At 29.8% G+C, this 18,818-nt stretch carries 23 protein-coding genes and 1 tRNA gene; 12 read left to right on the top strand and 12 right to left on the bottom strand.

The genetic code is table 11. From position 1 onward, the window contains the following. Window position 1: 1 nt before the first annotated feature. Window positions 2-1,411: a 3-isopropylmalate dehydratase large subunit gene (gene leuC / locus HA143_RS01395; protein WP_209082885.1), complete on the top strand. Its 1,410-nt coding sequence runs from the start codon at window positions 2-4 to the stop codon at window positions 1,409-1,411. Next, window positions 1,408-2,028: a 3-isopropylmalate dehydratase small subunit gene (leuD, locus tag HA143_RS01390; protein ID WP_209082884.1), complete on the top strand. Its 621-nt coding sequence runs from the start codon at window positions 1,408-1,410 to the stop codon at window positions 2,026-2,028. Before leuC ends, leuD begins: the two co-directional genes overlap by 4 nt. A gap of 3 nt (window positions 2,029-2,031) precedes the next feature. Here the strand turns inward: leuD and HA143_RS01385 are convergent, their stop codons facing one another. The 3 genes from HA143_RS01385 to psbN all read right to left on the bottom strand — a co-directional run bounded on the left by HA143_RS01385 (window position 2,032) and on the right by psbN (window position 4,449). Then, a complete protein-coding gene (locus tag HA143_RS01385; protein ID WP_245210830.1) occupies window positions 2,032-3,996 on the bottom strand; it encodes a DUF3769 domain-containing protein in 1,965 nt (654 codons plus the stop codon). A gap of 63 nt (window positions 3,997-4,059) precedes the next feature. After that, entirely contained in the window at window positions 4,060-4,188 is a 129-nt protein-coding gene (locus HA143_RS01380) for a photosystem II reaction center protein I (protein ID WP_002805124.1), read from the bottom strand. 108 nt (window positions 4,189-4,296) lie between these two features. Next, the gene (gene psbN / locus HA143_RS01375; protein ID WP_209082882.1) at window positions 4,297-4,449 is read right to left on the bottom strand and encodes a photosystem II reaction center protein PsbN; all 153 of its coding nucleotides are present in this window, start codon (window positions 4,447-4,449) and stop codon (window positions 4,297-4,299) included. 80 nt (window positions 4,450-4,529) lie between these two features. On the opposite strand from psbN, the gene psbH reads away from it, so the two are divergent. The 3 genes from psbH (at window position 4,530) to HA143_RS01360 (ending at window position 5,736) form a co-directional block, all read left to right on the top strand. Then, window positions 4,530-4,730 (top strand): photosystem II reaction center phosphoprotein PsbH, encoded by a 201-nt coding sequence (psbH, locus tag HA143_RS01370; protein ID WP_209082881.1) that lies wholly within the window; start codon window positions 4,530-4,532, stop codon window positions 4,728-4,730. Window positions 4,731-4,872: 142 nt separating this feature from the next. Then, window positions 4,873-5,475, top strand: coding sequence for an aminoacyl-tRNA hydrolase (pth, locus tag HA143_RS01365; protein WP_209082880.1), 603 nt, complete (start codon window positions 4,873-4,875; stop codon window positions 5,473-5,475). Between the two features lie 3 nt (window positions 5,476-5,478). Further along, complete coding sequence (locus tag HA143_RS01360) at window positions 5,479-5,736, top strand: DUF3146 family protein (RefSeq protein WP_209082879.1); 258 nt, start codon at window positions 5,479-5,481, stop codon at window positions 5,734-5,736. On the opposite strand, the gene HA143_RS01355 is transcribed toward HA143_RS01360, so the two are convergent. From HA143_RS01355 to ntcA, 3 genes are read right to left on the bottom strand one after another with little or no spacing between them, the layout of a single operon-like run. Beyond that, a complete protein-coding gene (locus tag HA143_RS01355) occupies window positions 5,717-6,154 on the bottom strand; it encodes a hypothetical protein (RefSeq protein WP_209082878.1) in 438 nt (145 codons plus the stop codon). The two genes, HA143_RS01360 and HA143_RS01355, sit on opposite strands and share 20 nt — an antisense overlap. 6 nt (window positions 6,155-6,160) lie before the next feature. Beyond that, the gene (locus tag HA143_RS01350) at window positions 6,161-7,120 is read right to left on the bottom strand and encodes a DUF3084 domain-containing protein (RefSeq protein ID WP_209082877.1); all 960 of its coding nucleotides are present in this window, start codon (window positions 7,118-7,120) and stop codon (window positions 6,161-6,163) included. A gap of 39 nt (window positions 7,121-7,159) precedes the next feature. After that, entirely contained in the window at window positions 7,160-7,894 is a 735-nt protein-coding gene (gene ntcA, locus HA143_RS01345) for a global nitrogen regulator NtcA (RefSeq protein ID WP_209082876.1), read from the bottom strand. Window positions 7,895-8,097: 203 nt separating this feature from the next. Between ntcA and HA143_RS01340 the strand changes: the two genes are divergently transcribed. From HA143_RS01340 to thyX, 3 genes are read left to right on the top strand one after another with little or no spacing between them, the layout of a single operon-like run. Further along, window positions 8,098-8,679, top strand: coding sequence for a cob(I)yrinic acid a,c-diamide adenosyltransferase (locus HA143_RS01340; RefSeq protein WP_209082875.1), 582 nt, complete (start codon window positions 8,098-8,100; stop codon window positions 8,677-8,679). Window positions 8,680-8,683: 4 nt separating this feature from the next. After that, window positions 8,684-9,277 (top strand): dCTP deaminase, encoded by a 594-nt coding sequence (gene dcd, locus HA143_RS01335; RefSeq protein ID WP_209082874.1) that lies wholly within the window; start codon window positions 8,684-8,686, stop codon window positions 9,275-9,277. Between the two features lies 1 nt (window position 9,278). Next, entirely contained in the window at window positions 9,279-9,911 is a 633-nt protein-coding gene (gene thyX / locus HA143_RS01330; protein WP_209082873.1) for an FAD-dependent thymidylate synthase, read from the top strand. 3 nt (window positions 9,912-9,914) lie between these two features. Here thyX and HA143_RS01325 read toward each other — a convergent pair whose 3' ends face one another. After that, window positions 9,915-10,460 (bottom strand): thioredoxin domain-containing protein, encoded by a 546-nt coding sequence (locus HA143_RS01325; protein ID WP_209082872.1) that lies wholly within the window; start codon window positions 10,458-10,460, stop codon window positions 9,915-9,917. 136 nt (window positions 10,461-10,596) lie between these two features. Here HA143_RS01325 and glmM point away from each other — a divergent pair, with 136 nt between their 5' ends. Then, window positions 10,597-11,943 (top strand): phosphoglucosamine mutase, encoded by a 1,347-nt coding sequence (glmM, locus tag HA143_RS01320; RefSeq protein ID WP_209082871.1) that lies wholly within the window; start codon window positions 10,597-10,599, stop codon window positions 11,941-11,943. A gap of 7 nt (window positions 11,944-11,950) precedes the next feature. Here glmM and trmB read toward each other — a convergent pair whose 3' ends face one another. After that, window positions 11,951-12,580: a tRNA (guanosine(46)-N7)-methyltransferase TrmB gene (gene trmB, locus HA143_RS01315; RefSeq protein ID WP_209082870.1), complete on the bottom strand. Its 630-nt coding sequence runs from the start codon at window positions 12,578-12,580 to the stop codon at window positions 11,951-11,953. A 122-nt stretch (window positions 12,581-12,702) separates the two neighbouring features. Here trmB and HA143_RS01310 point away from each other — a divergent pair, with 122 nt between their 5' ends. Next, window positions 12,703-13,326, top strand: a complete 624-nt coding sequence (locus HA143_RS01310; protein ID WP_209082869.1) for a DUF3177 family protein — start codon at window positions 12,703-12,705, stop codon at window positions 13,324-13,326. Continuing rightward, window positions 13,286-13,621: a hypothetical protein gene (locus HA143_RS01305; RefSeq protein WP_209082868.1), complete on the top strand. Its 336-nt coding sequence runs from the start codon at window positions 13,286-13,288 to the stop codon at window positions 13,619-13,621. The genes HA143_RS01310 and HA143_RS01305 overlap by 41 nt, the downstream gene beginning before the upstream one ends. A 5-nt stretch (window positions 13,622-13,626) precedes the next feature. On the opposite strand, the gene ileS is transcribed toward HA143_RS01305, so the two are convergent. From ileS to HA143_RS01290, 3 genes are all read right to left on the bottom strand, one after another. Further along, a complete protein-coding gene (gene ileS / locus HA143_RS01300) occupies window positions 13,627-16,524 on the bottom strand; it encodes an isoleucine--tRNA ligase (protein WP_209082867.1) in 2,898 nt (965 codons plus the stop codon). A gap of 123 nt (window positions 16,525-16,647) precedes the next feature. Next, window positions 16,648-17,097 carry a hypothetical protein gene (locus HA143_RS01295; RefSeq protein WP_209082866.1) on the bottom strand — a complete coding sequence of 150 codons (450 nt, stop codon included), beginning with the start codon at window positions 17,095-17,097 and terminating at the stop codon, window positions 16,648-16,650. Window positions 17,098-17,177: 80 nt separating this feature from the next. Then, window positions 17,178-17,259 (bottom strand) — tRNA-Leu (locus tag HA143_RS01290). Window positions 17,260-17,499: 240 nt separating this feature from the next. On the opposite strand from HA143_RS01290, the gene HA143_RS01285 reads away from it, so the two are divergent. Then, window positions 17,500-18,447, top strand: a complete 948-nt coding sequence (locus HA143_RS01285; protein ID WP_373921628.1) for a fatty acid desaturase — start codon at window positions 17,500-17,502, stop codon at window positions 18,445-18,447. Window position 18,448: 1 nt separating this feature from the next. Here the strand turns inward: HA143_RS01285 and gatC are convergent, their stop codons facing one another. Further along, window positions 18,449-18,742 carry an Asp-tRNA(Asn)/Glu-tRNA(Gln) amidotransferase subunit GatC gene (gene gatC / locus HA143_RS01280; RefSeq protein ID WP_209082865.1) on the bottom strand — a complete coding sequence of 98 codons (294 nt, stop codon included), beginning with the start codon at window positions 18,740-18,742 and terminating at the stop codon, window positions 18,449-18,451. Window positions 18,743-18,818: the final 76 nt, after the last annotated feature.

The following is an 18,818-nucleotide window of genomic DNA, read 5'->3' as shown; positions in this document are numbered from 1 at the left end:
ATTGAGTCAAGATACCCTATTTGATAAAGTTTGGGATTTACATAAGGTTTCAAGTCTTCCTGGAGGATCTGATCAAATATTTATTGGTCTTCACCTTATCCATGAAGTGACGAGTCCTCAAGCATTTGGTGCTTTAAAGGACAAAAAATTAAAAGTAAAATTCCCTAATAGAACTGTTGCTACTGTTGATCATATTGTGCCAACAGATAATCAGAGCAGGCCTTTCAAGGATAATCTCGCTGAACAGATGATTGAAACACTTGAGAAGAATTGCTTAGAACATAAAATAAGATTTTTTAATATTGGTAGTGGTAATCAAGGAATAGTTCATGTAGTAGCACCGGAATTAGGCCTAACTCAGCCAGGAATGACAATCGCTTGCGGAGATTCTCATACTTCAACTCATGGAGCTTTTGGGGCAATTGCTTTTGGAATAGGTACAAGTCAAGTAAGAGATGTTCTTGCTACCCAAACCATAGCCATGAACAAATTAAAGGTAAGGCAGATTTGGTGCGATAATAAATTATCTAATGGTGTATATGCTAAGGATTTGGTGCTACATATTATAAATAAACTTGGTGTAAAGGCTGGGGTAGGTTTCGCATATGAATTCGCAGGCCCTGCGATTAATGCATTATCAATGGAAGAAAGAATGACTATATGCAATATGTCTATAGAAGGGGGAGCGAGATGCGGATATATAAACCCTGATGAAAAGACCTTTAGTTACATTAAAAAGAAATTATGTGCTCCAAAAAATCATCACTGGGATCAAGCACTCATATGGTGGAAATCATTAAAAAGTGATGAAAATTCAATTTATGATGATGTAATTAAATTAGATGCTTCACAAGTAGAACCAACCGTAACGTGGGGAATTACTCCTGGTCAAAGTATAAGCATCAATCAACAGATTCCTCTTTTAGATGACTTGTCCCCAAATGACCAATTTGTTGCTAAAGAGGCTTATGAATATATGGGTTTCAAACCAGGGCAATTAATAAAAGATACTCCAGTAGATGTTTGTTTCATAGGCAGTTGTACAAATGGCAGAATCAGTGACTTAAGAGTTGCAGCTAAAGTATTGAAAGATAAAAAAGTATCTCAGGAAGTAAAAGCATTTGTAGTCCCCGGTTCAGAGCAAGTGGCCACTGAAGCAAAAAAAGAAGGTCTAGATAAAATATTTAAGGATTCTGGATTTCAATGGAGAGAGCCAGGCTGCTCTATGTGTTTAGCAATGAATTCAGATAAGCTAATGGGTAATCAAATTAGTGCTAGTTCTAGCAATAGAAATTTCAAAGGTAGACAAGGATCTCCTAGTGGAAGGACACTTCTCATGAGTCCAGCAATGGTAGCTGCTGCTGCAATTAATGGCAAAGTAAGTGACGTTAGAGAATTTATAAAGAAATGAAATCGAAATTTAACCCACCAATTGGAAAAATTTCACAAATAAATGGGAAATGCATCTCGTTAATTGGTAACGATATTGATACAGATAGAATAATTCCTGCGCGTTTCTTAAAGTGTATTAATTTTGATTCATTAGGCGAATCTGTTTTTGAAGATGATAGAGAAACATTAAAGGGAAGGCATCCTTTCGATCTAGAGGAAAACAAAAATGCCTCAATACTTATTGTTAATAGCAATTTTGGATGTGGTTCGAGCAGAGAACATGCCCCCCAAGCACTTATGAGATGGGGTATAAAAGCATTAATAGGTGAGAGCTTTGCCGAAATTTTTTATAGTAATTGTGTTGCAATTGGAATTCCATGTTTTACGCTTCCTAAAAATTCAATACAAGATATCCAAAAACATAACGATAATAAATTTTTATTCTTAGAAATTGATCTAAATAATTCCATAGCTAAATCAAAAGATTTAAATTTTAAACTTGAAATTAAGGAGAGCTCAAGAAAAATGTTTTTATCAGGAGAATGGGATGCAACATCAAAACTTCTTGAGAATAAAAATCTAATTGAAAATAAATTTAATGATTTACCTTATTTAAAATTTAATTCTCATTTCTAATAACTATTTAAATCCAAAGAAACTAAAAGAAATTCCTCCTGCTTGATTATGAGGTTGATAAAAAATACCAAATTCATAGGATCTTTTTTTCCAGTTTAAGGAAATTTTAGAATCTATAAATTCACCATAATCATCAGAATCATTTGTAAGGTTTAAAGTCCCACTACTTTTTAGAATAACTGGTCCAAATAATTGCTGATCAAGCGCAATATTTAAAGTAAACTTATCATAATTTTGATCGAATTTAAAAACACTTTCTCCACTACTAAATTTATAGAAAGGGAAAATACTTAAACGAGTATAGTCAAAAGTTTTATTTTTAAAATCACCAAAGATCAATTCTGGGCCTATACCAAAACCTAGATGTTCTTGATGATCTCCAGTTTCATAAAAAGAATATAGTGCTTCTAATCTTGTATTAAGACTTAAGCCTTTAGTAATTGGTTCAGGAATGTACCTATATGAAATATCAATAGATTTCTTTTTAGGCTCAACAGTAGTAATGGGAAATTTCTGATCTAAAGAATAAAACAAGTTACCTTTTAGGTTTGTTATCAGATTTTTAGTATTTAAAGCCTCTGCTTTTATATTAGCCAAACCTAAAGATAAAAATTCTGTCTTTTTTATACCATTAACAAACCAAGTATTTTCTTTTTTTAATTCTGAACCATAACCTAAGTAAATTTCAGCTTCACCCAATGAGCCATTCCATACTCTATCTCTATAAACTCCATAAAAACTTTTATCCCATTTGGAATTAAAAAAGTTAATTTCTTTACTTAAATTAGTCTTTGATCTAAATGCATCAGAAAATTTATCAACATCTAATGAATTTAAATTATTTTCTATTACTAAATCCCAATTATTTATTTGGCCTTTTATTTGAGATTTTAGAGCAAAATAATCTTCAAAACCTGCATTCCTCTTCACTCTTTCTGAAGTTATTGATTCGTCCTTATTAACAAAACTTTTTGTATACCCTTTTAGTGAGCGTTGAATCAAGAATTGTGGTTCTAACTCAAGAACAAAATCATCAAATATATCTATGGAGTTAAATTTCCTTCCAATAAAATACCCATCCTTATCTAAATTTTCATATCCTAAATTCCATCTACTATCAAAGTTCAAGACTTCTCCATATTTATTTACAGTTCTATCTCCAAGCCAAAATGGAATTGATACCTTTTCTTCAAATATTAAATAATTTAATGATGACTTAAATAGTAATTTCTCTGCCGCAGAAATAACTTCTAATGAATTAATTACTAATTTAGCTTGTTTCAATTCAAGTAAATCATTACTAAATACTGCCTTCTTACTTTTCCACTTATTCCCATCTATAGTCATTTTATCAGTAAGAAATAACCAATTTTCAACCTTGCCGGGAGTATATAAAACTTCCTTTTTTTTTAATTCAAGTAAAATGTTTATCTTTTTAACATCTGATAAGGCGAAATTTGAGGATAAATCATCCATCAAAGTATTGGTATTAATAGATCCCTGAACATCTAATAAATATCCTTTTTCAGTTATGAAACTGTACTCTATTTCAGAAGCTTTAAAGATTTGATCTCCTAATTTCAAATCTATATTTCCTTGAGCTCTAATTTTTTTATTTAACTTATCGTAAATTAAATTATCAGCCTTAAGTATTTTTCCACGATATTTAACTACTACATTCCCTTCAGCATAAATAACATCTTTAATGTCAGACTGTATATCGGATTGGATTACTAATTCGTTTTGATTTTCACTATTATTAGCTAAAAATGATTCTAAATCTTCTTTAAAAAAATTTTTATGAGTTGAAAATTCTTCAAAGTTATTAAGAAATTGTTTTGACGAATTTGACGCAATTTTTATATTTGCAATTTTGAAGAATCTTTTTTGGAAAACTTGTTTATTATCAACTTTATTAATTTCCTTAATTTCAGCTGATTTTGATGGCTGTAAAAAATTTATAAACAAAAAAAAAGAAAATATTACTTTTTTTGAAATTCCTGAAATCAAGGTAAATAAATTCTATTGAGATTAATCCTGAGGACTCTCTAAGTCTTTTCTATTTGGTGTTCTTGTTGGATCACTTGCTAAAAATCCGAAAAGAAATATTCCTACGAAGAAAAAAACAATTGTGTAAACAGAAATTTTTAGGGCAAGCATGGAAATTGATTGGCTGACTGATTTATATCCTATTAAATTTATAATTAAACTATGGTTAAAAGTTTACTTTTTGTATTTTTGGAAAATTTTGAAATACTTTAAGGGGTATTAGTCGTCATGTTCATCCCAAGGATCTGTAAGCTTTGCAGCTTTAGGTCCAAATGCAGTCCAAAGACCAAAACCAGTTAAAGATAGAAGTATTGCCAGAATTGTTACTGCTATAGAAACAGCAGGATCTGGAGCAGATGATAAAGTTTGCATCAATTTTGCTAAGTTTGTAAACAATTTATGTATAAGTTCTTATACAATAGCGAAATAATACTCGATTTTGTGAATTTAACATGGGTCAAAAAACAGCCTTAGGAAGTCTTTTAAAAGCAATTGGTAATTCAGGACAAGGAAAAGTTGTACCTGGTTGGGGAGCAGTTCCTGTGATGACAGTCATAGGCCTATTACTTCTGATCTTTTTAGTTATTCTCCTACAAATTTATAATCAATCGCTGCTATTACAAGGTTTCTCAGTAAATTGGAACGGAAACTAAATTTCTTAAACTCTTTCAGAAAGTTTTCTAAATTAATATGAAAATTCCCTAATAAGTTTATTTGGGAATTTTTTTTAATTTATTTAGTTTTAGTTAGTTTGTATATTTATAATTCTCAATAAAAGAGATTTAGAAATAAATTATGAATGAAATATATTTAATTGGCTTGGGAAATCCTGGTAAAAAATACTCAAAAAATAGACATAATATAGGTTTTTTACTTCTTGAAAATCTCTCAAAAAAATATCATTCAAATTTCTTATTCAAGGATAAAATTAAAAGTTTTTACTCAGAATTCAAAATCAATAATTATACGTACAGGTTATTTTTACCTAATACGTTTATGAATAATAGTGGGGATGCTGTAGAAGCAATAATAAATTGGTACAAAATAAATATTGATCAGATTTTTATAATAGTCGATGATAAAGATTTGCCTCTTGGTAAAATAAGATTTAGAAAAAAAGGGAGCTCAGGTGGACATAATGGGCTTAAAAGCATCATTGAAAAATTACAAACTCATAACTTTAATAGAATAAGAATTGGTATTGGAGCTCCTCCATTAGTAAAAGGAACAAATTATTACAATACTATTTCTCATGTGTTAGGCAATATTTCTCAAGAAGAAAAATCAATTTTGGATAAAGTATATAAGAGAGTAATAGAATCCCTCGAACAATTAAATACGAAAAAAGAAGAATATATAATAAATGAATTAAATTCTTTTGATAAAGACCAAATATAACAAATGCGGTCAAAACCAGAAACAATAGCCAATGTAAATGTTATAGAATATTGCTTTTCAAAAAAGCAAATTAAGGGAGTTGTGGAAGCTGGTGAATTTAAGTGGGATTTTACATGGTCTTTTAATCAAGGTTTATTATTAGTGAATCCTCCTTTGGGAAGAGCATTAATTGAGGATGCTTTATTAAGATTTTTATTAAAAAAAGATTATGAACTTGAAGCAGGTAATCAATACAAGTTTACTATTTCAGCCAAGTTTTAAAGTCTATATCTTGATTTAAAGTAAACTTCATTTTGCAATAATCCTCTAAAATTATCAAAGCTGATATCGCATCAAGATTTTTATTAAAAATAAAAATCTCCCTAGGAATTAAAAACTTCAAACCCCTAATTGGGAAAAGTTCAAAATATCTTGCTTTCGCTCTATAAGTAGTATTCTTTTCTTCGAAAGTTATTATTTCTTTTTTAAAAAAATCCAGTTTATCTCTAATCTCTCTACTGGTTGTTCCGTTACCAATAATAATTTTTGATATATCTTGAACGGTATTTAAATTTCTGACATAATCCTCAAGTAATTCACTTTTAAGAATGATGGCTTTATAAACTTTTTTTTCACTTATTTCAGCTACAACTAAACCACATTTACATTTACCAGGATCAATAGATATTAATTGAGACATACAAGATTATAATTTAGTGATATTCAACTCAACTATTATTGGATCTGCAGTTTTACTATCTTTTAAAGATACAACCTCCAATAGATATTTATTATTTTGATTTATCTTTAACGAATCTCTGATTTTTTTTATAAAGTCCCCTCTTGTAGTCATTTCGTTAACAATAGATCCTCTTAACTTGATTTTGTCTCTAGTTTTTCGCAACAAAGTTTTAATTTTTGAATTAATTTTTTTATAATCTAGATCTTTATTGTCAAGAATTTCGCTAGTAATAACTTCTCCTTTTTTTAAAATTGTTTTATTTTGCAGCAATTCTGGGTATACAAAAACAAAATTATCCCCTCTCAAAACATTAGTTGCCGATTTAATCAATAAAATCCAACTACCTCCTTTTTGAGTAACTCCTTCAATTTCAGAAATATCACTAGGTCTCCACAAAAGAATATTTTGTATTTCTTTTTTATTAGGAATTACAATTTTCTGAACATATCTATCTGCACTATTGTAAATCTTGCGTAAATTTAATTTTATACTCGGATTAGAAGTAACTTCAGCAATAAATAAAGTTTGCCCTCTTTTAAAAACTACATTTCCTCTTCTAAATTCGTTAACATCACTTTTTAGTTTATTTAATTCCTTTTCTTTATTATTAATCTTTTCTTCAAGCTGCTTCCTTTCTTCCTGCAAAGGAAGCAGTGCCTTTTTACTCTCTTCCAAAGTTTTTTGTAAAAAAGGAATATCAACAAAAAGTCTTTGCCTAAATTCTTCACTAACTAAAATCAGTAATCCTATAGATATTGCACTAATAAATCCTCCAGTTATTATCGTTACGATTGTAGCTGTTTTCTTTGGTCTTAATTTTAAGATACTAAATCTAGCTTTACCTATTTTTGTACCAAGAATATCCCCAAATGGTGCAATTAATCCCCCGAGTAATATTAAAAAAACAATTAAAATCCAGGCCACACTATTTCATAAGCTCAATACATCATAGTTAATGATGAATCAATTAAATCTTTTTGCAAGAGCTATTGGATCAAATACTGTAATTTTTTTTCTTTCAATATTTAGGAGACCGGAATCCTTTAAATCTCCCAATAATCTTGTAATCGTTACTCTTGTTGAACCAATAGCTTCAGCAATAGCTTGATGTGAAAGTTTCAAATCTATTGTAATACCTTTTTCACTTGCAACTCCAAAGTCTCTACAAAGAACCATTAAAAAGCTTACTAACCGAGAAGACATATCTCTATGAGTAAGAGTTTCTATCATTGTTTCTGTTTGTAGGATCCTACTTGAAAGACCCTTCAACAATAATAGTCCTACTGATGCATCTTCTTCTATTGCTCTTAAAACAGAATTTGCAGGGGCTGTTATCATTTCAACTCTTGTGAATGCTATGGCATGATAAAAACGATCAGATCTATGTCCTGTAAGAAGAGATAAAACACCAAAGAGACTATTTTCTCTTAATAAAGCAACAGTTATCTCTTCACCTGACTCATAAACTCTTGACAACCGTACTGCTCCTCTTCTTATCAGATAAACCCTCTCAGCAGGATCCCCAGGGAAAAATATTGTTTTAGATCTCTCAACCATTTCTGTGCTTGCACCCTCTAGACCTTTAATTACTTCCATTAAAGATTTATTGATTGGGAAACGTTCTCCAACAGAGTTAATTTTACTTTTTCCGGATTGTTGGGAACTAAAGTGGTTGAGTCCTCGAGAAGAATGTATCATAAATTTCTTTACTTTTAAAAATTTAAGAAGACACCTTGAAATATCTTGTATCAACAGTAACAATTTCCGATTCTGATTGGTATCTCTATGCACTTCTTTCGTCTAGTTTCAACTTTCTAAACGCTTTTTTAAGTAAAATTACACTATATGCAGTGTAAATAAATTCAAATTATACTGCATATATAAAAAAGAAATCCAGAATAATGGTAATTAGCTCATCTAATAGTTATTCCAAAAATAATCCCGATTTAGTAAAAATAAGTTCTTCTAACAAAATAAACTTAAAAAAATTTATACAAAATGGTCAAGTCCAAATATACCAATCTTCTTATAGAGGGAGTTATTCTTCTATTATTAGAGACTCCCTAAGAAATGCTGCTCTTGGTAGGAAAGTACTTTTAGTACAATTTATGAAAGGAGGGGTTAAACAAGGGGTCGCTAATGCAGTAAAACTTTGTGGCAATTTAACTTGGGTAAGATCATCATATTCCTTTGATCAATATGATTCTGAAGAAATTGAAAATAATGAAAATTTAAAAAAATCTATTCATGAATCTACTTTTGAATTATGGGATTTTTGCAAAAAAGAATTACTCTCTGGAGAAAATGATCAAATCATACTTGATGAAATTTTTCTTGCAATTGAGATGAAAATTATCGATAAGGATGATTTGATTTCAACACTTGAAAACCGATTTATATCAGGAGATGTAATCCTTACTGGTACAGATATTCCTAAAGATTTATTATTAATGGCTAACCAAATCACCGAACTTCGTTCATAAAAAAATGCTTAAAAATGATCTCTGGATAAATCAAAAAGCCTCTGAAGGGATGATAAAACCCTTCCAATCAAATTTGGTGAGACATCTTGAACCCGATAATCAAAAAAAGCCAGTTTTGAGTTACGGATGTTCCTCTTATGGCTATGATTTAAGACTTTCACCAAAAGAATTCCTGATTTTTAGACATATCCCAGGTACTGTAATGAATCCCAAAAAGTTTAATCCTCATAATTTAGAAAAAACGGTTCTTCATCATGATGACGATGGAGACTTTTTTATTCTTCCTGCTCACTCCTATGGTTTAGGGGTGGCTTTAGAAAAGATGAAAGTACCAAAAAATATAACGGTAATTTGTATTGGCAAAAGTACTTACGCACGACTAGGAATAATTGTTAATACAACACCTGCAGAAGCAGGATGGGAAGGTCACCTAACTTTAGAATTTAGCAATAGTTCAGGTGCAGATTGTAGAATTTATGCAGACGAGGGTATCTGTCAACTCCTCTTTTTTGAAGGTGATCCTTGCGCGACAACATATGAAGATAGAAGAGGTAAATATCAAAATCAACCAGAAAAGGTAACTCTAGCAAAGATCTAAAATGAGTAAAGTTGAGCTGATTTCGCTAACTCCTGATGCAGAAAAAACAATGGCTTACATTGCAAGAGTGAGTAATCCAAACAATCAGAAAAATGAAGATTATTCAAAATTATTGAGTTATTGTATTAAAAATGAACACTGGAGTGTATTTGAACAGTCATTTATGACCTTACAGATAGAAACCAATAGAGGAATTGCAGCTCAAATTTTGAGACATAGATCATTTACTTTCCAGGAATTTTCACAGAGATATGCAGATAGTTCTCAATTGGGGAATATTCCTTTACCAGAGTTGAGAAGACAAGATTTTAAAAATAGGCAAAATTCTATTCCCGACCTCCCTGATGAGTTAAAAAAAAGATTCAATGCAAAAATTGCTTCACATTTTAAAGCTGCATCAGAATTATATGAAGATTTACTTGCTGAAGGAATAGCTAAAGAATGTGCGAGATTTGTTTTACCATTAGCAACTCCAACGAGAATCTACATGTCTGGATCATGCAGATCATGGATTCATTACATTAATTTAAGATCAGCTCATGGTACTCAAGAAGAACACAAGTCTATTGCCCAAAATTGTAAGTCTATTTTCAAACAAAGTTTTCCGGTTGTATCAAAATCTCTAGATTGGTAAGAATTATCCATGACTACGAGGAGTAACCTCATTATTTTTATTTTCTTTGATTGCTGAAAATGCAGCATTAAGAATTTCTTCTTGAGATTCCACTTCTCTTTCTAATTGATCAATAGATTCTTTTATTGTTAATTCCTCTTGTTTACCAATAAAGGTAGATTTTAAATTACCTTTTCTATCAAAAAGATTAACTTGAGGAATTCCATTAACTTCAAATTTTCGGATATATTTTTCCCATTTTTGATTATCAACATTTAAAAAAACAAAATTAATATCTTTTTCATATGTCTCTTTTAAATCAGATACTTTTGGAGCCATTTCTTTGCAAACTTCACACCACTCAGCATAAAATTCAAGAAAAGTAGGCTTATTGTTTTTAAAAGCTATTTCAGGATCAACAGATAATTCACCAAAACTCTTAAGAAGATAAGTTGATTGAAAAAAGAGGTTTCTAAATAAAGTCAAAGAGATAATAACAATCGCAATAATCAAGACAAGTATGACATTTAAGTTATAATTTGAAATTGGTTCTCTACTCTCAGATTGCATTATAAATTTTTACTCACTAAAGACATTTTAAATAAGTTAAACAAATAAAGAGAATTAAAATCGGTTAACTTTTAATCAACTGATAAAATAAGAACCAAATAATGATCAAAATATATTTGATTCCCGAAATCTAATTATGCAATCAATCTTTGGTACTGATGGGATAAGAGGAAGATTTAATAAAGAGATAACTTATTCTCTAGCCTATAAAGTTGGATATGCTTTAGGTTCAAGTTTAGAAAATAAAAATCCAATATTAATTGGAAGAGATACAAGGATTAGTGGAGATATTCTGCTTCAGGCAATAACACAAGGTATAAATGCAAGTGGAAGAAAATTTATAAATCTTGGAATATGCCCTACACCAGCTATCCCTTTTTTAATCAAACAAGAGAATCTTAGTAGTGGAATAATGATATCTGCTAGTCATAATCCACCAGAATACAATGGCATAAAAATCTTTGATCATAATGGTCAAAAAATTACTAAAGAAGTTGAAAATAAAATTCAAAAATTAGTTGAAGAACAAAATCAATTAGTTCCTACAAAAGAGTTCTCTTTAAAAACAAATAAAGAACTTATGGATATTTATATGAAAAGCTTAATCCACACAATGGGTGGAGAAAATTTAAGCGGCTTGAAAATAATATTAGACACATGCTATGGATCAGCGACAACCTGCGCAAAAACAATATTTCAGAATCTTGGCGCTGATGTAAAAGTTATCAATAACTCAAAAAACGGGTTAAAAATTAATATGAATTGCGGTTCTACTAACCTAGAACCATTAAAAAAAGCATTAAGAGAGAGTTATGCAGATATGGGATTTAGCTTCGATGGGGATGCCGATAGAGTAATTGGAGTAGATTCTAAAGGCAATGTATTGGATGGTGATCATATTCTTTTTCTTTGGGGTAGAGAACTTATGGCACAAAAGATTCTCACAAATAATTTACTAATATCAACTCAAATGGCAAATTTAGGGTTTGAAAAGGCTTGGAACAAAATTGGTGGAATTTTATATAGAACTGATGTAGGAGATAAATACGTTCATGAAGCAATGAGGGAAAAAAGAGCTGTTTTAGGAGGTGAGCAATCAGGACATATACTTTCAAAAATTAACAACTATTCTGGAGATGGTATTTTGACTGCACTTCAAATTGCTAAATACTGTAAAAAGAAAAATATTACTTTAAATGATTGGTTAAAAAGCAGTTTCGACCCTTTTCCTCAGAAACTAACCAACATCAATTTAGATTTTAATATTAATAAAATAAATCCAAAAACAAAAATTTTAATTGATCAAACTATAGAAATTTTCCAGGCAAACAATTCAGATAATTTTAGAGTTTATATAAGGCCTAGTGGTACAGAACCCTTAATGCGAGTTCTTATTGAGGCCACAAATCAGACTAAAGTCAATTCTTTATCAAGTGAAATAACGCACAAACTCTCTTTAGAAATTAATAAAATAATGAATTAATTATGAATCAGATTTTTATATAAATCATATCAAAAATATCAAGTTGGTTAATAATGACATACTTCTCTCTATTAGTTTTAACTTTATTTGGATTAAAACTTTGGGAATAATTAAAATCCTTTTTATCTATTTTTTTAAACTTAGAATTTCCTGATATAGTGCAATCCATATAATCTAATAAATCCTTTACATCAGTTTTTATAAAAATTAGGGATCCTTTTTGCAATAAGTTGGAGAGAGTATTAATAAATTCTGTCTGAATTACGCGCCTTTTATAATGTCTCTTCTTAAACCACGGATCTGGAAAGTTAAAAGAAATACTTTTTACATTCTCTATAAAAAATTTACTCTGGACATCATTAAAAATATTATTAGCATTGCCAAATATAAAATATAAATTTTTAATTTCTCTTTCACGCACTTTTAATTTAGCAGTTTTAACTAATTTCTCACGTATTTCAATTCCTAAATAATTCCAACTGGTATTAACTAAAGCTAAATCAAATAGAAACTCACCCGCAGCACAACCTATATCCAAATGCAGATTCAATTTAGGATCACCAAACATTTCAATCAAAGAAGGGATTCTCTCAATTTCATTGAAATTTTTACTAAGCGGATTAACGTGTTGTCTCATACAAGTATTAATCTATTCCTCGTCAATAATATAAAGATTCATAATATTCATAACTATGACAATAGTAAGTTAAAAAGTAACAGTTTGATGTTTAATTATTATGTATGTAAAAAGAAAAAGTTTTGAACGTTTTTAATCAACTTTCTATTTGGCTATCTTTTCAACTTTCAATAATTTTCCTTGTTGGTATTCCTATTACTTTATTCTTTTGGTCAATAAAAAAAAGAAATCAAGCTGTTAATAAACTTTTATCAATTTATTGGAAAATATCCCTTTTATTTTTTATAAGCCTTTTACTTTTAATAGGTAAGTTTAATTACGCTCTTCTAGTAACAAATATTTCAACATTATTAATGACAATTTCAGTTTGGTTTTGGAATGATATAAATGATGAATTAAAAGAATATGACTTTACTTACCCCCTTACCACAACGACAAAAGTGTGGAGATGGTCTCTTACTTTTATATCTCTGAATTTCTTAATCCAAAGTTTGCAAAACTTTAACTGCTTTTCTTCTATTAATTCTGCTGCATGTGAGATCTGGCTTCAGCCTTCTTCAAATTTATATATTATGATCAAAAATTTATTTAATTTTTTCTTCGGAGCTAACTTTACTCAGCCGATAGCAAAATTTTTAGGATTATTTTCATTATTAATCTTTACTTTAGGGTTGATGCAATGGTCAATAATTAAATTACCTAAAAATGGAAGAAATTCTTCCTTCTCCGAAAATGGCAGATATTGATTTATTAAATAACTTAGAAAAAATAAGTTCCTTGATACCTAATAGGGTACTCAAAATAGAGGGTTACATTCTAAAAGAAAATCATAAAGAACAGTTAGAAATAATTATTTTCAAAGGTTTCAGTAGCTCTACCACTCATCCAATTGAAATAGATTTAGAAAAAAAAGTTATTGAATTTAGATATATACTTACAAATTTTAAACTTTTTAAAGCACCCTTAAAGGAAACCAAAGAAAACTTTATAAGAGAAAATCAAAACTCAGTTTTCTTTTTGAATCAAAAAAATTGGATTTAAGAAAATTAAAGATTAATAATATTTGAACATCTTTTGCATAATTTTGTATTTTGAATTCCACTAAAAGTTTCTTTTTGATAATGCCAGCATCTATCACATTTTTCACCATCAGCCTTTAAGATTTGGATTTTTCCAAGTTCATTTTTATCTATAATTAGAGAATGATCAACCAACTCGGATACCACTTGGAAATTTGAAACTATAAGCCAATCTCTAAATAAATCGACATCTTCATTACCAAATCTTTGTAGCCAAGTCAGAGAATCTTTTACAACTTTATCTTCAGGTAAATAATTAACTTCAGTTTCTAACGCTGCTCCAATTATTTGTTTGTTTCTACATCCTTCTATAGCTTTGTTAATTTCAACTCTCAAATTTCTCAAATTTGTGATGTGTTCATTAAGAGTTTCATTTTTCCAGGACTGTGAAAAAATTGGCCATCCTCTTTGAAATACTGATTTTTCTTTAGTTGAATATGGAATATTTTGCCAAATATCTTCAGCCATATGACAAAGTACTGGAGAAATAAGAACAGCTAAATTTTCAACAACTTTAGACATTACAAACTGACATGATCTTCTCCTAAATTGTGATTTAGAACTTACATATAACCTATCCTTAGCAATATCTAAATAGAAATTTGATAGATCTACAACGCAAAAACTTTGTAAGATTTGAAAAAATTTTGAAAATTCATAATTTTCATAAGCATTTGATATTTGATCTGTAACCTCAACTAGTCTGCCTAACATCCATTGATCTAAGAGCGGCAATTGATCAATTTCAAAACTATCAATATTAGGGTCATAATCATGAATATTCCCTAAAAGATATCTTGCTGTATTACGAACTTTTCTATAAACGTCTGATAGCTGCTTGAGTATATTTGAACCAATTGGAACATCTACTGAATAATCTACTGAGCTTACCCAGAGCCTTAAAACATCAGCTCCATAAGCAGGGTCAGTTTTTTTATTATTACCTCCATTAATAATTATATTTGGATCAACAACGTTACCTAAAGATTTACTCATTTTTCTTCCGTTTTCATCTAGTGCAAAACCATGAGTTAAAACTTTCTTATATGGAGGTTTATTATTAACTGCAACAGATGTAAGCAAAGAAGACTGGAACCAACCTCTATGTTGATCTGAGCCCTCTAAATAAAGATCTGCTGGATATTTTAATTCACTTCTTTGTTCACACACTGCTGCCCAGCTAGATCCTGAATCGAACCAGACATCCATTGTATCTGTTCCTTTTTTCCATAAATCAGAATCTTTTGCATAATTTTCTGGCAATAGATTCTTAACATCCCAATCCCACCAAATATCTGCACCATGTTCACTAAAAAGTTCTTGTATATGATTAATTATCTCGCTATTTAGGAGAATTTCATTACCATTTTTTTTATAAAAAACTGGAATTGGAACCCCCCAAGACCTTTGTCTAGAAATACACCAATCCCCTCTACCAACCACCATAGAATAAATTCTTTTCTTTCCAGTTGCTGGCATCCATTCAACATCTTCGATTGCCTTTAATGCCGATGATCTGAAGCCATTTACAGATGCAAACCATTGTTCTGTTGCTCTAAAAATAGTTGGTTTTTTGGTTCTCCAATCATAAGGGTATCTATGCTTATAATTTTCTTGTAATAGGAGTAAATTATTTCCCTTTAAATATTCAATAATTAAATCATTTGCATCTTTAAGGACGTTTGATCCTTTGAATTGGCCTGAATATTCATTTAAGTTCCCTTTTTCGTCAACAACACATGTTGTAGGTAGATCATATTTCTGCCCCACATTAAAATCATCTATCCCATGACCTGGTGCAGTATGAACAATTCCAGTACCTGATTCTGTAGTGATGTAATCACCCCCAATCACAATTCTGCAATTTTTATTTTTGGTAGGATGTTGATATTCAAGATCTTCCAAGGAAGCCCCTTCAACCTCAAAAAGAGTCTTTAGATCTTTATTAAATTTGTTACTAATTTCAGCAGATAATTCTTTTGCAAAAAGGTATATTCGTTTCTGCTCATCAATAGCAAAAACGTATTTTATTTTTGGATTTACTGCAACTGCTTCATTTGCGGGTATGGTCCAGGGTGTGGTGGTCCAAATAGTTATGAAAGAATTATTTAGAAAAACATCCTTTTCAATATTGCGGTTTTCTTTAAAGAATTCTAATAGAATGTGTTCAGATACTTTAGTAATTTTTAAGGAAACATAAATACTCTTTGAATAATGTTCATCAGGATATTCTAATTCTGCTTCTGCGAGTGCAGTCCTCGAACTTGGACTCCAATGAACAGGTTTAAGACCTCGATAAATATAGCCATTTAAAAACATTTTCCCAAACACTCCAATCTGAGCAGATTCATAACTTTTCTTAAGAGTTAAGTAAGGGTTATCCCAATCTCCCCAAATGCCCCACCTTTTAAAACCCTCCATTTGATTGTTTATTTGTATGTATGCATAATCTGTTGCTTTTTTTCTTAGATTTAGAGTATCAAGATTCTTTCTTTCATCAGATTTTAAATTCTGAAGTACTTTTAATTCAATAGGTAATCCATGGCAGTCCCAACCAGGAACATAATGTACTCTGAATCCTCTCAAGGTTTTGTATTTATTGATTATGTCCTTTAAAACTTTATTTAGAGCATGACCCATATGCAGCGCACCATTTGCATAAGGTGGGCCATCGTGCAATGTAAATGTTTTTCCTGAGTTGTTTGAACCTAATTCGAAATCAATATTATTATTAGCCCAAAAATCTTGAATCTCAGGTTCTCTTACAACTGAGTTAGCACGCATTGAGAAGTCAGTTTTAAGTAAATTTAAAGTCTCTTTATAAGAAAAGTCTGATTTTTTTTCTTTGCTATTTTGAGATTTCATACAAAGGTAAAGGCGATATTGGTGATCAATAGAATTGTTTGAATAAATCTAATTTACTAGATTCTTTATTAGTATTGAACTGTAGTTTTTTTGGCATGTTGCAAATAACCAATTGATTTGGTTTCAGACTTTTATATTATCATTTTTATCATTTCTTACCCACTTTTTTGGGCTTGTATTTTGATTGTTGCTACCAAAATTAAATAAGTTTAAAGGTTTTGCAAAATTCCTAACTCCAAGATTAATAGCATCTAATATTTTCGAAAGATTATTTTTGAATTCCAGAAAGGTAGTTAATTTATTTTTTTCTTTATCTGTCAATTGATTCCATCTAACTGAAAAAAGCTCTACTAGATATAAAACAACTAGTATCGTAAATAAGAGGAAAATTAAAAAAATTGATTCATCTATAGTTTTATTTTTAATTATCAATATGAAACCTATTAATAAATTCAAAAAAGCTTTTATTAAGTCTTTTGGTCTACCTAACTCAAGATAAATCAAAGGTACGAATAAAAATATAGTCCCAACAACTATGTAGAAAAATCCAAAATAAACTATCAAATTATTCATTTAATTAATTAATTAATTAATTAATTAAATTATAAGAAGTTGATGTAGATAAACAAACTTACTATCAGAATTCCCTTAAGTGCGGTCGGGGAGACTTGAACTCCCACACCCGAAGATACGAGTACCTAAAACTCGCGCGTCTACCAATTCCGCCACGACCGCTCAAATAAAATAATAATAGAAAGAGGTTTATTTTAAAAATATTTTTAACTTAAGATGATTAATTTGACATATAAAATTAAATTAAATATCTCTTTAAAAAAATTTTTTTTTCTTAGTATGTAATCATATATAAATATTAGTTATATTATTTAAAGAATATAAGAAACAATTTCAAACTTAACCAATAAAAATAAAACAACATTCACCAATTCTTCAAGAACCTTTAATTGGCAAAAGGAGATAAAAAATTACGTAGATCCGCCAAGTTTTTGGAATCCAACGTTAGGTCTTTTTTTTGGCGGTTATTTTCTTGCTTTTCTTAGTATATGGCAATGGTATAGAGGTGTTTGGCCTCTACCTTTACTTGTAGCCACTGCTTTTTTGGCTTTGCATATTGAAGGTACTGTCATTCATGATGCATGTCATAAAGCTGCCCATCCAGTTCCATGGATAAATCAAGCAATGGGTCATGGCTCAGCAATTCTTTTAGGGTTTAGTTTTCCAGTTTTTACAAGAGTACATTTACAACATCATATTCACGTAAATCATCCAAAAAATGATCCAGATCATATTGTCAGTACTTTTGGTCCAATTTGGCTAATTGCTCCAAGATTTTTTTATCATGAAGTATTTTTCTTTCAAAGAAAACTTTGGCGAAAATATGAATTACTTCAATGGGGAATTGAAAGATCAATCTTTATAAGCATAATCTTGGCAGGTATAAAGTTTGACTTCATGAATCTAATTTATAATCTATGGTTCGGACCAGCATTAATGGTGGGAGTTACTTTAGGAATATTTTTTGATTATCTACCACATAGACCTTTTCGATCAAGAAACAAATGGTTAAATTCTCGAGTTTATCCAAGCAAATTTATGAATTTATTAATAATGGGCCAAAATTACCATCTCATTCATCATCTTTGGCCTTCAATTCCTTGGTTTGAATACAAAGTAGCATATGAAAAGACTAAGCCTTTATTGGATATGAAAGGCTCCCCTCAAAGAGTTGGTATTTTTGAAAGTAGAGAAGACATTTTTAACTTTATTTATGATTTATTAATAGGTATAAGGAGTCATAGCAAAAGGAGGGGAAAGATAAGAAAAATTATAAATATGTATCCAGGCTATAAAATAAAAAAAGTTTTATTAAAGATAGTTAATAAAACTTTTATTGGAAGCAACTAACTCATTCATTAATAATTTTCGGTACTTTAAAGTATTTATCTTCTCTAGATGGCCCCAATTCTAAAAGCTCTTCTGTACAATCAGAATTTTTCTTTTCGTCTTTTCTAAATACATTAATAACCTCTATAGCTCTTGTTGTACAAGGCACATCATCTGTATCAATTTTTTCAAGTTGTTTAATATATTCCAAAATTTTTTCTAATTGTTCTGCATGATTATTAATTTCATCCTCGTTTAGTTCCAATCTCGCTAAGTGGGCAACTTTTTTTACCTCCTCTTTAGTGATTTTTGCCATGCTTTTAATATTCTTATTTATTAAATAATAGTTTATCTACAACATCTTTATTGATATATCCTTTGAATTTCAAATA

Origin of the sequence: Prochlorococcus marinus CUG1415, assembly GCF_017696015.1 — a bacterium.
GTDB classification, from domain to species: domain Bacteria; phylum Cyanobacteriota; class Cyanobacteriia; order PCC-6307; family Cyanobiaceae; genus Prochlorococcus_A; species Prochlorococcus_A marinus_AE.
This window is presented reverse-complemented; position numbering and strand designations above follow the sequence as displayed.

Coding starts and splice junctions, on each gene's coding strand:
- leuD (WP_209082884.1), top strand. CDS start 1,408: ATGAAATCGAAATTTAACCCACCAATTGGAAAAATTTCACAAATAAAT.
- HA143_RS01380 (WP_002805124.1), bottom strand. CDS start 4,188: ATGCTTGCCCTAAAAATTTCTGTTTACACAATTGTTTTTTTCTTCGTA.
- psbN (WP_209082882.1), bottom strand. CDS start 4,449: ATGCAAACTTTATCATCTGCTCCAGATCCTGCTGTTTCTATAGCAGTA.
- psbH (WP_209082881.1), top strand. CDS start 4,530: ATGGGTCAAAAAACAGCCTTAGGAAGTCTTTTAAAAGCAATTGGTAAT.
- pth (WP_209082880.1), top strand. CDS start 4,873: ATGAATGAAATATATTTAATTGGCTTGGGAAATCCTGGTAAAAAATAC.
- HA143_RS01360 (WP_209082879.1), top strand. CDS start 5,479: ATGCGGTCAAAACCAGAAACAATAGCCAATGTAAATGTTATAGAATAT.
- HA143_RS01355 (WP_209082878.1), bottom strand. CDS start 6,154: ATGTCTCAATTAATATCTATTGATCCTGGTAAATGTAAATGTGGTTTA.
- ntcA (WP_209082876.1), bottom strand. CDS start 7,894: ATGATACATTCTTCTCGAGGACTCAACCACTTTAGTTCCCAACAATCC.
- HA143_RS01340 (WP_209082875.1), top strand. CDS start 8,098: ATGGTAATTAGCTCATCTAATAGTTATTCCAAAAATAATCCCGATTTA.
- dcd (WP_209082874.1), top strand. CDS start 8,684: ATGCTTAAAAATGATCTCTGGATAAATCAAAAAGCCTCTGAAGGGATG.
- thyX (WP_209082873.1), top strand. CDS start 9,279: ATGAGTAAAGTTGAGCTGATTTCGCTAACTCCTGATGCAGAAAAAACA.
- HA143_RS01325 (WP_209082872.1), bottom strand. CDS start 10,460: ATGCAATCTGAGAGTAGAGAACCAATTTCAAATTATAACTTAAATGTC.
- glmM (WP_209082871.1), top strand. CDS start 10,597: ATGCAATCAATCTTTGGTACTGATGGGATAAGAGGAAGATTTAATAAA.
- trmB (WP_209082870.1), bottom strand. CDS start 12,580: ATGAGACAACACGTTAATCCGCTTAGTAAAAATTTCAATGAAATTGAG.
- HA143_RS01305 (WP_209082868.1), top strand. CDS start 13,286: ATGGAAGAAATTCTTCCTTCTCCGAAAATGGCAGATATTGATTTATTA.
- ileS (WP_209082867.1), bottom strand. CDS start 16,524: ATGAAATCTCAAAATAGCAAAGAAAAAAAATCAGACTTTTCTTATAAA.
- HA143_RS01295 (WP_209082866.1), bottom strand. CDS start 17,097: ATGAATAATTTGATAGTTTATTTTGGATTTTTCTACATAGTTGTTGGG.
- gatC (WP_209082865.1), bottom strand. CDS start 18,742: ATGGCAAAAATCACTAAAGAGGAGGTAAAAAAAGTTGCCCACTTAGCG.